General features: G+C 34.0%; 14 protein-coding genes and 1 riboswitch. Of the genes, 9 read left to right on the top strand and 5 right to left on the bottom strand.

Features of this window, described 5'->3' with window-relative positions; genetic code table 11:
• Positions 1-178: 178 nt before the first annotated feature.
• The gene (locus J5Y03_RS13195; protein WP_209406417.1) at positions 179-2407 is read right to left on the bottom strand and encodes a sensor domain-containing protein; all 2229 of its coding nucleotides are present in this window, start codon (positions 2405-2407) and stop codon (positions 179-181) included.
• A 223-nt stretch (positions 2408-2630) separates the two neighbouring features.
• On the opposite strand from J5Y03_RS13195, the gene J5Y03_RS13190 reads away from it, so the two are divergent.
• Positions 2631-5012 carry an immune inhibitor A domain-containing protein gene (locus J5Y03_RS13190; protein WP_245208891.1) on the top strand — a complete coding sequence of 794 codons (2382 nt, stop codon included), beginning with the start codon at positions 2631-2633 and terminating at the stop codon, positions 5010-5012.
• Between the two features lie 146 nt (positions 5013-5158).
• On the opposite strand, the gene J5Y03_RS13185 is transcribed toward J5Y03_RS13190, so the two are convergent.
• The gene (locus J5Y03_RS13185) at positions 5159-6289 is read right to left on the bottom strand and encodes an NAD(P)/FAD-dependent oxidoreductase (protein ID WP_209406415.1); all 1131 of its coding nucleotides are present in this window, start codon (positions 6287-6289) and stop codon (positions 5159-5161) included.
• Between the two features lie 219 nt (positions 6290-6508).
• Positions 6509-6618: riboswitch (TPP riboswitch) on the top strand.
• A 154-nt stretch (positions 6619-6772) separates the two neighbouring features.
• Here J5Y03_RS13185 and tenI point away from each other — a divergent pair.
• From tenI to J5Y03_RS13155, 6 genes are all read left to right on the top strand, one after another.
• On the top strand, positions 6773-7375 hold the full coding sequence (tenI, locus tag J5Y03_RS13180) for a thiazole tautomerase TenI (RefSeq protein WP_209406413.1): 603 nt from the start codon (positions 6773-6775) through the stop codon (positions 7373-7375).
• Complete coding sequence (gene thiO, locus J5Y03_RS13175) at positions 7372-8496, top strand: glycine oxidase ThiO (RefSeq protein ID WP_209406411.1); 1125 nt, start codon at positions 7372-7374, stop codon at positions 8494-8496. The genes tenI and thiO overlap by 4 nt, the downstream gene beginning before the upstream one ends.
• A 263-nt stretch (positions 8497-8759) precedes the next feature.
• Complete coding sequence (gene thiS / locus J5Y03_RS13170) at positions 8760-8963, top strand: sulfur carrier protein ThiS (RefSeq protein WP_209406409.1); 204 nt, start codon at positions 8760-8762, stop codon at positions 8961-8963.
• The gene (locus J5Y03_RS13165) at positions 8960-9733 is read left to right on the top strand and encodes a thiazole synthase (protein WP_209406436.1); all 774 of its coding nucleotides are present in this window, start codon (positions 8960-8962) and stop codon (positions 9731-9733) included. Before thiS ends, J5Y03_RS13165 begins: the two co-directional genes overlap by 4 nt.
• Complete coding sequence (locus J5Y03_RS13160; RefSeq protein WP_209406406.1) at positions 9730-10737, top strand: ThiF family adenylyltransferase; 1008 nt, start codon at positions 9730-9732, stop codon at positions 10735-10737. Before J5Y03_RS13165 ends, J5Y03_RS13160 begins: the two co-directional genes overlap by 4 nt.
• Positions 10738-11217: 480 nt before the next feature.
• The gene (locus tag J5Y03_RS13155) at positions 11218-12255 is read left to right on the top strand and encodes a glycosyl hydrolase family 18 protein (RefSeq protein ID WP_209406404.1); all 1038 of its coding nucleotides are present in this window, start codon (positions 11218-11220) and stop codon (positions 12253-12255) included.
• A 132-nt stretch (positions 12256-12387) separates the two neighbouring features.
• Here the strand turns inward: J5Y03_RS13155 and J5Y03_RS13150 are convergent, their stop codons facing one another.
• From J5Y03_RS13150 to J5Y03_RS13140, 3 genes are read right to left on the bottom strand one after another with little or no spacing between them, the layout of a single operon-like run.
• Entirely contained in the window at positions 12388-12681 is a 294-nt protein-coding gene (locus J5Y03_RS13150) for an RNA polymerase alpha subunit C-terminal domain-containing protein (RefSeq protein WP_209406402.1), read from the bottom strand.
• Positions 12682-12735: 54 nt separating this feature from the next.
• Positions 12736-12900 carry a hypothetical protein gene (locus J5Y03_RS13145; protein WP_209406400.1) on the bottom strand — a complete coding sequence of 55 codons (165 nt, stop codon included), beginning with the start codon at positions 12898-12900 and terminating at the stop codon, positions 12736-12738.
• Positions 12897-13334 (bottom strand): MarR family winged helix-turn-helix transcriptional regulator, encoded by a 438-nt coding sequence (locus tag J5Y03_RS13140; RefSeq protein ID WP_209406398.1) that lies wholly within the window; start codon positions 13332-13334, stop codon positions 12897-12899. The genes J5Y03_RS13145 and J5Y03_RS13140 overlap by 4 nt, the downstream gene beginning before the upstream one ends.
• 346 nt (positions 13335-13680) lie before the next feature.
• Here J5Y03_RS13140 and J5Y03_RS13135 point away from each other — a divergent pair, with 346 nt between their 5' ends.
• Positions 13681-14166 (top strand): RNA polymerase sigma factor, encoded by a 486-nt coding sequence (locus J5Y03_RS13135; protein ID WP_209406396.1) that lies wholly within the window; start codon positions 13681-13683, stop codon positions 14164-14166.
• Between the two features lie 25 nt (positions 14167-14191).
• Positions 14192-15085, top strand: coding sequence for a DUF3298 and DUF4163 domain-containing protein (locus J5Y03_RS13130; RefSeq protein WP_245208889.1), 894 nt, complete (start codon positions 14192-14194; stop codon positions 15083-15085).
• Positions 15086-15118: the final 33 nt, after the last annotated feature.

Here is a 15118-nt window from a genome sequence, read left to right as displayed (position 1 = left end):
CCTTATATGAAGTTCGTGTTCCTTAGGTCGGAAATTTGCCGCCGACTTCCTTCAGATTCTGCGTCACCACAGACACCCTTGTCTTAAGCTAACCACTACTACTGCCTTCATGGCTCGGGACTTGCACCCTATAGATTATGCACATGCTGGGCGCACATAAAGAAATGGTATCTCTCTATTAAAGAGAAATACCATTTGAAATAACACCATGTGATAAAAGTTTTTCCATTTGTTCGGCTGGTAAGGGCTTACTATAGAAATACCCTTGTGCGCTTTTACACTCATGTTGCTTTAAAAACATTACTTGCTTTTGAGTTTCAATACCTTCAGCTATAACATTAAACGTTAAATTATGCCCCATATTAATGATGGTTTTTACCATCTCACCTTGGTTCGAATGGTTAATAATATCATCAATAAAAGACTTATCAATTTTGATGCTATCAATAGGCAAATGCTTTAAATAGCTTAATGAAGAATAGCCAGTTCCAAAATCATCAATTGAAATTTTCACACCTAATTCTTTCAATTGATTTAAAATAATGGTAGATCTTTCGATGTTTTGCATAATGCTTTCTGTAATTTCTAGTTCTAAGTATTGGGGATCTAATCCAACCTCTTCCAAAATAGTTGTTACTGTTTCAACAAAATCATCCTCTTGAAGCTGTCTAACTGAAACATTTACAGCAATTGGGATTGTTTTATATCCAAGTTTTTGCCAATACATATTTTGTTCACATGCTTTTCTTAATACCCATTTACCTATAGGGATTATAATTCCGGTTTCCTCGGCTAATGGAATAAATTCTGATGGAGGGATCATTCCATTCATTGGATGATTCCAACGAATTAAAGCTTCAATCCCTACAATTTTTTCTGTTTCTAAATCCACCTGAGGTTGATAGTATAACGATAAATGCTCATGTTCTAATGCTTTTCTTAATCCATTTTCTAATTCCATCTTACGTGAAGCATGCTCTTGAAGCTTCGATGTATAAAACTGAAAATTATTTTTCCCTCGTTCTTTTGCTAAATACATAGCAGTATCAGCATGTTTAATTAACGTTTCTTCATCCTCTCCATCATTAGGAAAGATACTTATTCCAATACTTGGAGTTACAAAAAACTCTTGTTGATTAATTTCAATTGAATTAGAAAATTGTTCAATGATCTGATTAGCCACATTAGCAACTTTTTCTTTGCCTATATCTTCTAGTAGAATAATAAATTCGTCTCCACCCTGACGTGAAACCATCCCCTTATTATTAACAGCCATTTTTAATCGATTTGCTACGATTTTAAGTAAAAGGTCCCCTATTGTATGTCCTTTTGTATCATTAATATTTTTAAAACGATCCAAATCTAGAAATAAAACTGCTAACTTTTTAGTTTCATGATTCGTTAAAATTTCATTTAAGTGTTTTCTAAACATATAGCGATTTGGAAGGCCTGTTAAAGCATCATAAAAGGCCATCTGTTCAATGGTTTTTTCCGTTTTCTTTCTTTGTGAGATATCTCTCCCTACAATTTGTGTTGCAGTTCGGCCCTCATAAAAAATTGGCATTGTTGTCATTTCAACTTCAATCGTTTGACCATCGAAACTAAGCGTTTGAAATTCAAACCTAGTTTTTTTATCAAAATGTTCTTCAAGTGCTAACTCACTATTTTTAATTTCCTTAATAAGGCTAGATGGTAACAATTTTCCAATTGGATGGCCAACTAATTCTTTATGACTTAATGCACCAAATAGCTTGCATCCAGCTTCATTTATGTAATCTATTTGTCCCCTACTAAAAACAGCAATAAAGTCCGGTGACATCTCCACTAATGTTCGATATCGCTCCTCACTCTCTTTCCGTTTTGTAATATCAAACAATACGCTACTAAACTCTACCAAATCCTTATCTTCATCAACTGTTGGTATACCTCGGTCCTGTATCCAACGAATTTCACCATCAGGACGAATGATTCGATAGACACTCGTTACCGCTTCTCCTTGAGAAAGCATTTTTTCTCTTTCAACTAAAACAGGTAAATCCTCAGGGTGTATTACTTTTTTCCAAAGAGAAAAATCTTGATAAAATTCTTCTAACGAATAACCATATAACTTCTCAATTCCAGGGGTTATGATTAACGTATCATTTCTTAAATCATGTGACCAAATAGCAACATCTAATGTATCATATATATTTTTTAGCCTTTTCTTATTTTTCCTAAATTCTTCTGATATTTTTTTAATTCCAACCAGAATAACAAGAATGAAAATAATTGCAACAATGACCATAGCTGATTTCTTCATAGAATCATTAATTCGATCTCGAAGTAAGAATACTGACGCAGTAATTTCTAAAAAAATGATAGAAATCAATATGATTGAAATTTTATATTTTAGAATTTTATTTTTCATACCATGCTTTCCCTCTATATAAAATACTTCAAATTCTGATAAACTTTTCAATTTTTAGACACTTTTCTCTTTAACATATCAAAAATTTGGAAATTTCACAATATTTTAGGCAAAAAGAACCCTCTAAAATTGTCAGATTTTCACGACTAAAATCACTATAATTAATTAAAAATTTCTAATATTATGATAATGTAACACTAATTAATAATAAGGGGGTTTTTCATTGAACAAGCTTTTAATGTCTGGACTCACATCTGTTTTATTTGCAGGTACATTATTTTCATCCCTTCCAACATCTCTTGTTGGACCATCGAGTGCAAGTATACATAATAAGGTACAAGCACAAGTCTCTCATTCTCATAATTCTTTAGATTTAGCATTAATAAATGATGAAAGATTACTAGATTCACTGATTCAAAGAGGTGTAATTTCGAAAGATGCTTCAGATGCTCAAAAGAAGCAAGCATTAAATAATTACTTAAATTTTAAAGGTAAACAAATTGACAAAGACAATGATGTTGATCCGATTGCTCCGAAAGCAAAAGCAGCAGATGCTTCGAAACACCAAAAGTTTAAATACTTTAATAAAGGACATGGGAATGGTAGAAAAAATGGTAATGGGAATAACCACCCAGACCCAGTGAAAGAAACTCCTTATAATGGGAAACCAAAATCAGTCAAAGTGTTAACTTTAATGGTAGAATTCTCAGATTACGGTCACAACAACATTAAACCTGATGAAACTGATAACTACTATAAAGATTACACTCCAGGACACTATGAAGATATGATTTTTGGTCCTAATGGTGTGAAAGGTCCAAATGGCGAGAATTTCATTTCCCAAAAGCAATATTATGAGCAACAATCTGGTGGAACATTTACAGTTGAGGGTAAAGCTTATGGCTGGTTAAAGGTTCCTGGAACTGCTAAATTTTATGGTGCTGATAGTTCAAAAGGCGGACATGATAATGTAGCTCCTGGTGGTTCAAAACAATTGGTTATTGATACCTATAAAGCTGCCTTAGCCGCTGGAATCCCTGTACAAGATTATGATTTAGAAGATCCACATGATTTAGATGGTGATGGAAATCTGAACGAACCAGATGGATTAGTTGATCATCTACAAATTATCCATGCAGGTGTTGGACAAGAAGCTGGTGGAGGCTCATTAGGTGATAATGCGATTTGGTCACACCGTTCTGCTAAATTGGTTGATCTAGATGGAGTAGGAAAAGGTCTACCTGGTTTTTATGACTATACGATGATGCCTGAAGATGGAGCAACTGGTGTATTTGCTCATGAATTCGGACATGATTTAGGTTTACCTGATGAATATGACACGAATTATACTGGAGCTGGTGAAGCAGTTGAGTATTGGTCTATTATGTCAGCTGGTTCATGGGCTGGTAAGATTCCTGGAACAGAACCAACAGGTTTCTCTCCTTGGGCAAAATCTTACTTTCAATCAACATTAGGTGGTAATTGGACAAATCCTACTGTTGTTAATTGGGAAGATATTAATAAAAAAGGTACTGGATTCCTACTTGATCAAGCAAACTCTACTAATGGACAAAATAATCAGGCCGTTCAAGTGAATTTACCGGAAAAGAAAACTCCTGTGAATACCCCTGCTTCAGGAAGCTATGAGTACTGGGGTGGTCAGGCAGATCAAATGGATAATAGCATGGTTACAAATGTTGATTTAACAGGTAAAAAATCTGCTACTTTAACATTAGACGCTTGGTATGATATGGAAGAACAATGGGATTTCGCATTTGCTCAAGTTTCAACAGATAACGGAGTTACTTGGAAATCTTTAGGAAATGCTAACACTAGAGACGATGTTGTTCCTAATGGTTACCCTACAATCATAGACTCAATGCCTGGTTTCACTGGTAAGTCAAATGGATGGGAACCACAATCCTTTGATTTATCACAATATGCTGGACAAAAAATTCAGCTTCGTTTACGTTCTGCTACAGACTGGGGTACTTCATTAATAGGGTTCTTTGCTGATAATATTAAGGTTACAGCAGATGGGCAAACAGTATTAGATGATAATGGTGAAAACAGTACTTCTCCATTTACATTAAAAGGTTTTACAAAGTCTGATGGTAACAAATACACAGATCAATATTATTTACTAGAATGGAGAAGCCATAAAGGAGTAGACGAAGGTCTTGGCCACATTAAACGTGGTAATTCTTTAATGAGCTATGATGGTGGATTAGTAGTATGGTATGTAGATGACAGTTATACAGATAACTGGACTGGAATTCACCCTGGTGACGGATTCCTTGGAGTTGTTGATGCTCATAATAACACTGATTTATTATGGAACACAGGAGTTGAAGCATCAAGCCGATATCATGTTGCAGATGCTGCATTTGGTTTAGCTTCTACATCAGGTTTGAATTTGGTATATCCAACTCAAACATTAACTTCACCTAGCCAAAAAGGTATTTCTCTATTCAATGATAGCAATGATTTTAACAATAGTTTCTTACCTGATGCTGGACGTAATATTGGCCATTATGGTCTAAAAGTTAACGTTACAGATCAATCAAAAGATGGTTCAGTTGGAGCAATCGTTATTTATAAATAAGAGTCTGAAAAAGTATAAAATTTGTTAGTATCTCCTCTTGTACAGATAGCATCTATCCGTACAAGAGGATTTTTATTTTTATCCCGCATTAACGGGCAATAAGACACCCACTGATGGAAGTTTCACTTTATCTAGTGGTACAATTTTCAAATTATATCAACAGGTTCAATCGCTCCTGCAACCTCATATTGACTAATATCAAGCTCTGTTTCAATACCAAGTGCCAGCTTCGCAAGTTCAGATCCGAGATAAGGTCCACTTGTTAAACCTGAAGCCCCTAATCCATTAGCAATTAATAATCCTTCATAATTCGGGAGCGCTCCGATAACAGGGAGAAAACCTGGTGTAAACGGACGAAAGCCTACTCTAGTTTCAATGAAAGTGCTATTTGTTAATCCCGGTGCTACTTCTAAAGCCTTACCTAATACTTCATTCATCCCCCCTGCTGTAACTCGATGGTCAAATCCAACATTATTTTCATGGGTTCCTCCTACAACTATCCTCCCCTTTCCAAAAGAGAGAATATATTGATCATTTGGAGGCATAACAACTGGCCATTGACTCGTATCAACATCATTTATTTCTAAGTGAATAATCTGCCCTTTCTGATGTGTCACTAAAAAATTGATACCAAGAGGCTCTAATAGTTCGCTTGACCAAGCACCTCCTGTAACAATCACCTTGTCTGCCATCAAAGTACGATCATTTAATTTTATTCCAGTGACCTGATTATTTTTATGAATTAAAGTTACATCTCCTTGAAGAACCTTAACTCCATGCTTTTTAGAAGCATTTATCAAAGCATTTCGTAATTCTCTTCCATTTACACGAGCTGCCCCGCCTATGTATACAGAACTATATTCCTCTGCTAATGGCGGAAACAATTTCTTTGTTTCGTCAGGAGATAAAATCTTAATCTCCCCTATTTCAGGCGCATCCTCACGTCGTTTAAGTGCTCTTTCTACCATTTTTTCTAGTTTATTTGTATCCGTATGTAAACTAATCGCTCCGACCTGGCCATATCCAGTTTCTGTTTCACCATCAGCTTTTAATTGCTCAATCAGAGTTGGATAGTATCGTGCCCCTCCTTTTGCTAGCTGATACCATGCTTTATTTCGTCTTTGCGAAATCCAAGGGCAAACAATTCCCGCTGCGGCGTCAGTAGCTTGTCCCAGGTCGAATCGGTCAACCAAAGTAACATCTGCACCTGATTTTGCAAGATGGTAAGCTGTGGAAGCGCCAAGGATTCCTGCTCCTACTACAATTATTTTCTGCATTTATATACACCTTCTCCGAATAGTTCTATCTTTTACCTATTATTCCATAAGATTTTAAAAAAGCTCAACCTCTATCGCTAGTTTTAATAAAATTTCAGAAATTGAAGGAAATTTTTTTATTTTGTGTATAGCTAAACATAACCTAGAATATAAATTATTATTGTATATTTTAAATTTTATGGTATGATGTGATTAATTTCATATAATACCGATATTTTTATTTAACACTAGGGGAACCCTTGATAAGGGCTGAGAATAAAGTAGTTACTTTTAAACCCTCAAAACCTGAACAGGTTCGTACCTGCGTAGGGAAGTGGCGCATTGTTTTTGTGCATTTATCCTGCAAATTACAAGACCACTTTCCTGTCTGGGAGAGTGGTCTTTTTTATTATACTAAGCTATTAAATTTAGAATTTCTTATAGACCTCTTTTACATAAAAGACAGGAAACCTTTCCTACTCATTCTATGAAGGAGGAGAAACTATGAAGCTCATTGCAGTTACGGATGACTCACATTCCGTCGAAGAACTAGCTTCCATCATTATTCAAATTAAAGATGTTGTGGACTACGTACATATTAGAGAACGAACGAAAACATGTAGCGAAATCATTTCACTTCTAAATCTTTTAAAAGAAGGAAATGTCATGATGGAAAAAATCGTACTAAATGACCGGCTAGATGTAGCACTACTTATGAATATTGCAAACGTTCAATTACCTGGTCACAGCCTTCCTAGTAAAGATGTAAAAGAAAAATTTCCAACTATTCAGGTTGGGCGTTCAGTTCACTCGATAGAAGAAGCGAAACAAGCAGAAAGAGAAAAAGCAGATTATGTTCTTTATGGTCATTGCTATGAAACAAATTGTAAAAAAGGAAAAGCTCCTAACGGAATTAATAATCTAATAGAGATGAAAAAGGAACTTCAAATTCCTGTTTATGCAATAGGTGGAATAACGCCAGATCTTGTAAAAGAAATACGCCAAGCAAAAGCAGATGGGATTGCAGTTATGTCAGGAATCTTTTCATCAAGTGATCCATTAGCTTCGGCCATTCAATTTTATGAAAGGTGTTTAGAACAACAATGAAAAATAAATTTGATGTAGTCGTCATTGGAGGAGGAATTATTGGCTGTTCAATTGCCTATTATTTGGCAAAAGAAAAGCTAAATGTTGCTGTTATGGAAAGCCAACAAATTGGAAATAAGGCAACTGGAGCAGCTGCTGGAATGCTTGGTGCTCACTCTGAATGCAATGATCTTGAGATCTTTTATCCATTTGCAAGAGATAGTCAAAAAACTTATATACAGGTTCAAGAAGAAATTAAAGAACTTAGTGGAATTGACATCGAACATAGAAAAGGCGGTTTACTGAAGCTAGCTTATACTGAATCAGAAAAAAGATCCCTTAATGAAATTCTCGCTTTACCTACTGTTAAATGGTACAGAGCAGAAGATGTAAAAAAAGAAATACCGGGTATCTCTCCTGATATTATTGGAGCTGCTTATATTGAAGATGATGTTACGGTCTTACCTACTTCTGTATGTCACGGATTTAGTAGAAGTGCACAATTATTTGGTACATCACTCTTCGAATTTACAACTGTAATTAGCATTCAAAAAAATGGTAGTTCCTACTTAATCAACACAACAAAAGGAATTTTTGAAGCTAATTATGTTGTAGTAGCCAATGGCGTTTGGAGTAGCTCATTTTTTAAAGAGCTTGGTTTAGAGCATCAACTTACTCCTGTCAAAGGGGAATGCCTATCTGTTTATAGTGAAAATATCTCGCTGAAACATACTTTATTCCATGATCATAGCTGTATCGTTCCAAGAAATAACGGAAGACTTGTAATTGGTGCAACGCAAATTGTAAATGAGTGGAACGAAAAGCCAACTCTTAGCGGAGTTGAGTCTCTAATTGCAAAGGCAAAAACAATGCTTCCAGCTGTAACAGACATGAAATTAGAGTCATTTTGGGCAGGCCTTCGTCCACAAACAGTTGATCAAAGACCCTTTATAGGTCCACATCCAAATGATGAAAATATATTATTTGCCACAGGCCACTATCGAAACGGGATTCTCTTGGCTCCTGCAACTGCCAAAATGATTCGAGACTTTATTCTGAAAAAAGAAATCAGAAAAGACTGGGTGGAAGCTTTTAAAATTAATCGTTCATGTGGAACTTCTACCAGTGTTACTACCTGTTAAATAAAAGGATCTTTTTTAAAGATTGTTGCTTTATTTTTTGAAAATTTTATGGCAGAAGTTGATTGGAACGGAAGGGTGCCGGGCTCCTGTGGGAGATGCGGGAAGGCTGAGACCCCAAAGGAGCGATAGCGACGAGGAGGCTCAGCTCACGCTCCAAGGAAAGCGAGCACCCCTACGTTCCAATCAACTTACACGTTCTGAAATAGCACAATGTATACGAAACCAGCCAAATAAAAAATACCTTATTCAGGAGGTGAACACATATGACTATTCTGTTAAATGGAAAATCAGTTCAGCTGCCAAGCGAAGTAACTTCCATACAAGATTTACTAACTCATTATCAATTAGAAAATCGAATTGTGATTGTTGAGCAAAATAAGGACATTGTTTACAAAGAACAGTATTCTTCATCAATGCTGTCAGATAAAGATAAAATTGAAATCATTCATTTTGTTGGAGGAGGATAATTATGTTAAAAATTGGACATCACTCATTTCATTCAAGACTTTTATTAGGAACAGGTAAATATCCATCTTTTGAAATTCAAAAGGAAGCCGTTGAAGTATCAGGATCAGAAATCTTAACTTTCGCTGTTAGAAGAATGAATATTTTTGAAGAGTCACAACCTAACTTTCTTGAACAACTAGATTTAACAAAATATAAGCTTCTACCAAACACAGCTGGGGCAAAAACGGCTGAAGAAGCAGTTAGAATTGCTAAACTAGCTAAAGCTTCAGGTTTATGTGACATGATCAAAGTTGAAGTAATCGGTTGCGACAAATCACTTTTACCTGACCCTGTCGAAACACTGAAGGCTTCAGAAATGTTACTGGAAGAAGGATTCATCGTTTTACCTTACACTTCTGATGATGTTGTTTTAGCAAAACGTCTTGAAGAACTTGGGGTACATGCAATTATGCCTGGTGCTTCACCAATTGGTTCCGGAAAAGGAATTTTAAATCCATTAAATTTACAATTTATTATTGAGCAATCATCCGTTCCAGTTATTGTAGATGCTGGCATTGGTTCACCAAAAGATGCTGCATATGCAATGGAACTAGGAGCTGATGGCGTATTACTGAACACTGCAGTATCTGGAGCAAAAGATCCTATAAAAATGGCTCTTGCGATGAAGATGGCAATTGAGGCAGGTAAACTCGGTTTTGAAGCGGGTCGAATTGAAGAAAAAAATTATGCAGTAGCAAGTAGTCCATTAACTGGGATGGTGGGTTCTTGAGTAACCGGTATTTAAAACAAGAATTGTTTTTAGGAAAAGATTCACGGTTAAAATTACAAAATGCTCATGCGATCATTATTGGACTTGGTGCTCTAGGATCCTCTATTTCTGAAATGCTAGTAAGAGCAGGAATTGGACATATTACACTTGTTGACCGGGATTATGTCGAATGGAGTAATTTACAAAGGCAAGTTCTATACACTGAGGACGATGCTAAAAATAAATTACCGAAAGCGATTGCAGCTAAAAACCGATTAAGCCAGATTAATAGTGAGATTAATATAACTAGCCATGTTTCTGATATTAATGGTCTTAATATAGAAGAATTAATAAAAGATCAATCAGTTATTATCGATGCAACGGATAACTTTGAAACTAGAATGATTATTAATGATGCAGCAGTAAAGCATGGAATTCCTTTTATTTATGGTGCATGTGTTGCGAGCTATGGACTTACTTTTCCAATTATTCCTGGTAAGACTCCTTGTCTACATTGCTTAATTAATCATTTACCAACTCAAGGTATGACATGTGATACTGTTGGCGTTATTAGTCCGATCGTTCAAATCATCGCTTCTTTTCAAGTTACTCATGTATTAAAGCTATTAACAGGAACTGAGTTATTACCAATCTTACATTCTATTGATGTTTGGAAAAATGAAAACATTGAAATAAACGTAGATCGATTAAAGAATGAAAATTGTCCAACATGTGGTAATCATGCTACCTTTCCATATCTAACTGTTGAAAATCAGACGAAAACAGATATTTTATGTGGTAGAGATGCAATCCAGCTTCGATCAGGGGCATCTCGAACGATTTCACTTGAAACATTAGCTGAAAGCTTGAAAGGATTAGCTGATGATTTAATTATCAATCCTTATTTGATTTCATTCACATTTGAAGAAAATCGAATTGTTCTATTTAAGGATGGTAGAGCCATTATTCACGGTACAAATGATCCTACTAGAGCAAGAGCAATATACGATAAGATCTTAGGATAATTCTATTACCCTAAAATGTAGTAAACTCTTTAATAACCTATATTCTCTATACACCCTTATCAATTACTTAGTTGTAATTTTTAAGGGTGTTTCCTTTTTTGCAGCGAGAAAATATTTAAGTGATTAAATTTAATGGCTTTTTTAATAATGTTTGTTGTTAACAGTGAGATAAGTTGATTGGAACGTAGGGTTGCTCGCTTTCCGTGGGGCGGACGGTGAGCCTCCTCGTCGCTATCGCTCCTGCGGGGTCCCACCTGTCCGACTATTCCCACAGGAGTCTCGCACCTTCCGTTCCAATCAACTTATTTGTCACCATTTTGCTTTTAAATAATCTATTTAATAACAACATTCATTTAGAAAAAAACCAATTTAATAGTCTTAAATCTTATTAGTGAATACTATATTTCTTCAAGATTGTGTCGATATTTCTATAAAGGAAATTAATTAGAATACATCGATAGATTGAGAGGATGGCATTTTATGAACCATAAGTTATTATCATTTCTCCTAACTTTAACACTTAGCTTAGCACTTTTTCCTAATTTTTCATCAGCAGCAAGTAATAAAATTATCCTTGGGTATCTTACAAGTGATCAAAGCTCGATTCAATCGTTTCGTGCAAATTATAAATCTATGAATCAAATGGCAACTGATACGTTTAAAGTTGATGCAAATGGTAAAATACTTGGTAACACTCCAGTCAGTTCAATCGCACTTGCTAATTCAAATCATATCCTTACATATGCAGCCGTATCAAATTACGGAAAAGATGATTGGGATGCTACTATTGCTCATAACATATTATCTAGTACTACCATTAAAAAGAAATTTATTTCCAATTTATTAAACATAGCAAGAACTCAACATTACAAAGGAATAAATATCGATTTTGAATCACTTTCTCCAAATGATCGGGACTTATTTAGTAAATTTATTCAAGAGTTATCAAAAACTCTGACTAAGTACGGACTTTTAACAATGGTATCAGTACCTGCAAAACAAAAGGATGTTCTTTCTGATTCTTGGTCAGGGGCGTTCGACTATAAATCACTTGGAAAAAGTGCAAATTTCATTCAGATAATGACCTACGATGAGACTGGACCATGGTGGAATCTTCCTGGTGCTGTTACAAGTACTCCATGGTTAGATGCTTCTTTAAAATATGCAGTTAGCGTAATTGAGCCTAAAAAAATTCTTATGGGATTAGGTGCTTACGGTAATGATTGGAATATTACTAGTGGAAATATAGAGGATAATCGACAACTTCCATTGAGCGAAATTCCACAACTTCTTAAAAATACAAGTGGAAAGCCAGAACGAAATACTACTTGGAACTCGATGCATTTTACATATGTAGATTCAAATGGAGAGACCCATGAGGTTTGGTATGATGACTCCTTCAGCATTATCCAAAAAGCTCATTTTACTGTAAAATATAATCTTGCCGGCATTTCAATTTATGCGATTGGAATGGAAGATAAAAATTTTTGGAATTCATTAAAAATAGGGTTAAGATAAAATCAATTTTTAGAAAAAAATTAAACACCAATCATCAAAAGTGCTCAGAGAAGTAAACACTCTGAGCACTTTTTTTAAACGTATATTTATTTACCTATTCCCCATTCTTGTAAGGATCATAATTGTTTGAGTTTAGTTTCTAAACGATAATCCTTTTTCCTCCAAAGCTGAATTAAGCTTAGGGATAGAAGCTGGTCCCATACCATGAAATTTCAAAATCTCTTTTTCACTATATTTTGATAGCTCCTCTAAAGAAGTGATCTTATTGTTTTCTAATGCCCGTCTTGCTGGTCCCGAAAGCAGTGAAAGAAAGCCGGTCTCAGGTTTGCGTTCTTCTTCACATTTTGGGCAAGATGGACAATCACTACTTTTAGTATATTTGTGCCCTTTCTCGCAAATTCTTAGATCTTTTTTTGAATCAGCCATTTTCATGCCCCCTTTTATAGAATTTTTTTCACCTTACAATACCCAACCAATTATTTAATGAGATGTCTTTTTAGCTTGTTGGCTTAACTTTACCATAATTACTGACGCTACTACGGTACCAGTAATCAGACATTTGTACAGATCCTTAAAGATTAATCCAAAGACTACTCCAATTATCACACCTAAACATATGATTGAAATCCGTTCTCTTTGACTCATTCTTCCCCCTCCATTTTATGCAACAATACATTCACTTTATGAAGAGCATAGTTTAAATCTATTTTCTCTTCATCACTTAATTTAGTTAGATTGTGGACAAATCGTTGATAAATCTTAGTCCATTTTTTCTCTTCAATCTCTTTCCCCTTAGGTGTTAATGATACTAAAACTGCACGTTTATCCTTAGTGTCAGGCACCTTAACCAAATAGCCATCAATTTCTAAATCTTTTATGATATTCGTTAGTTGTTGTTTTGCTATATTTAAACCAGTGCTGATTTCTTTTATATTCAAAGCCCTTTGCTGCATATACATAAATTCAATTATGTGATTTTGTATATGAGATAACTCTACCAACTCTTTATTTAATTCACTAAAACTACCAAATAAATTTGGTATTAAAGCGATATATTCTTTAGCAATGCCTTCATTCATTAACACTCCTCCTCGAATTTAGTAATAATTTTATTACTAAATTTATATTTTTTCAAATTAAAACCAATTAAATAATAATTTTTTATTTACTATCTCTCTCGTTTCCTCCCCCTTTTCTTTACACTTTTCTAATCACTAAAATTATTTTAATGAAATTCTTTTTTCCTGTTTACTAAAACCTAAACCCTATGTATACTAAGCCAAGTCTGCTCATTATTATATAAATAAAATAAAAACATAAGAAAAAAATAATTATTTTCATTTTATTAAAACTTTTTTTTATCCTGACACGTCATTTATATGTACAACCTTTTAGGATACGTATCTCAAAAAAGGAGCTTTAAACATGAAGGAGAAACCAAACTTAGAAAAAGAAATAGTAGATTTTATAATGAATAACAAAGAAGATTTTTATCGGCTAGCATACAGCTACGTTAAAAATTCAAATGATGCGATAGATATATTTCAAGATGCGATACAAAAAGCAATAACATCAAAAGATCGTTTAAATAACGAATCATCTATAAAAAGTTGGTTTTATCGAATCGTTGTTAATACAGCATTAGACTTCTTAAGAAAAAAGAAAAAATTAGAAGTAGTGGATGAAGAAACAATTGAATTATATTGTTCGGGAAAGGATGATGTTTACCCAAACATCGACTTAGAAAGATCGCTTGAATCTTTACCTCATAAATATCGAAGTATAATTGTTCTTCGTTTTTTTGAAGATTTAAAAATAGAAGAAGTAGCAGAGATTTTGCAAGAAAGCCCAAGTACAATTAAAACAAGGTTATACAAAGCTTTAGAATTACTCCGGATTAAAATGACATAAAATCCCTTTTAGGAGGAAATTTAAAATGGATAAAAAATTAGAAGAATTTATTATAGATGAAAAATTAAACGAATTAAAATTAGAATATAAAAATACACCTATTCCTAATAACTTAGATTCTATTGTCACTAAAGCAATAAAGCGTTCTAAAAAAAGAAATTTCCCTTACAAAACAGTAAGTGGATTAACAGCAGCAGCAATCTTTGTATTATCTATAAATGTAAGTCCAAGTTTTGCACAAACTTTAGAGAAGGTACCAGGTTTAAAAAGTGTAGTAAAAGTACTAACCTTCACGGAATATACTGTAAATGAATCTACATTTAATGCAAAAATAGATGTTCCTTCTGTATCAAATTTAAAGAATAAAAAGCTTGAAAATAGTTTAAATGAAAAGTATCTAAATGAAGGCAAACAACTTTATAATGATTTTAATAAAGATATGAAAGATATGAAGAAAAATAATGTAGATGGCCACTTAGGGGTCGAAAGTGGTTATGAAGTTAAGACAGATAATGATCAAATTTTATCCATCGGTAGATATAACGTAAATACAGTTGGTTCATCATCTACAACGATGAAATATGACACAATCGACAAGAAAAAAGAAGTCGAATTAACTTTACCAAGTCTATTTAAAGATAACAGTTACATCAATATAATTAGTGATAATATCATTCAACAAATGAAAGAACAAATGAAAAAAGATAAGGATAAAACGTACTGGATTAAAGGGCCAGACTCCTTTGACCCATTTGAAAAAATTAAAGCAAATCAAAGCTTCTATATTAACAAAGATCACAAATTAGTTATTTCATTTGACAAGTATGAAGTTGCTCCAGGTTATATGGGAGTTGTAGAATTCGTTATTCCTACAGACGTTATTTCTAAAGATTTAGTAGGTAATGAATATATTAAATAATAAAAAACTGAGCCATTTTCATCTAATGAAGTG

Source organism: Gottfriedia endophytica (genome assembly GCF_017814275.1).
GTDB classification, from domain to species: Bacteria; Bacillota; Bacilli; order Bacillales; family Bacillaceae_G; genus Gottfriedia; species Gottfriedia endophytica.
This window is presented reverse-complemented; position numbering and strand designations above follow the sequence as displayed.

What these genes read in the sequence shown, in the direction of transcription:
- J5Y03_RS13185 (WP_209406415.1), bottom strand. Translation starts at nt 6,289, where the DNA reads ATGCAGAAAATAATTGTAGTAGGAGCAGGAATCCTTGGCGCTTCCACA.
- J5Y03_RS13130 (WP_245208889.1), top strand. Translation starts at nt 14,192, where the DNA reads ATGGATAAAAAATTAGAAGAATTTATTATAGATGAAAAATTAAACGAA.
- thiS (WP_209406409.1), top strand. Translation starts at nt 8,760, where the DNA reads ATGACTATTCTGTTAAATGGAAAATCAGTTCAGCTGCCAAGCGAAGTA.
- J5Y03_RS13140 (WP_209406398.1), bottom strand. Translation starts at nt 13,334, where the DNA reads ATGAATGAAGGCATTGCTAAAGAATATATCGCTTTAATACCAAATTTA.
- J5Y03_RS13150 (WP_209406402.1), bottom strand. Translation starts at nt 12,681, where the DNA reads ATGGCTGATTCAAAAAAAGATCTAAGAATTTGCGAGAAAGGGCACAAA.
- tenI (WP_209406413.1), top strand. Translation starts at nt 6,773, where the DNA reads ATGAAGCTCATTGCAGTTACGGATGACTCACATTCCGTCGAAGAACTA.
- thiO (WP_209406411.1), top strand. Translation starts at nt 7,372, where the DNA reads ATGAAAAATAAATTTGATGTAGTCGTCATTGGAGGAGGAATTATTGGC.
- J5Y03_RS13135 (WP_209406396.1), top strand. Translation starts at nt 13,681, where the DNA reads ATGAAGGAGAAACCAAACTTAGAAAAAGAAATAGTAGATTTTATAATG.
- J5Y03_RS13145 (WP_209406400.1), bottom strand. Translation starts at nt 12,900, where the DNA reads ATGAGTCAAAGAGAACGGATTTCAATCATATGTTTAGGTGTGATAATT.
- J5Y03_RS13195 (WP_209406417.1), bottom strand. Translation starts at nt 2,407, where the DNA reads ATGAAAAATAAAATTCTAAAATATAAAATTTCAATCATATTGATTTCT.
- J5Y03_RS13155 (WP_209406404.1), top strand. Translation starts at nt 11,218, where the DNA reads ATGAACCATAAGTTATTATCATTTCTCCTAACTTTAACACTTAGCTTA.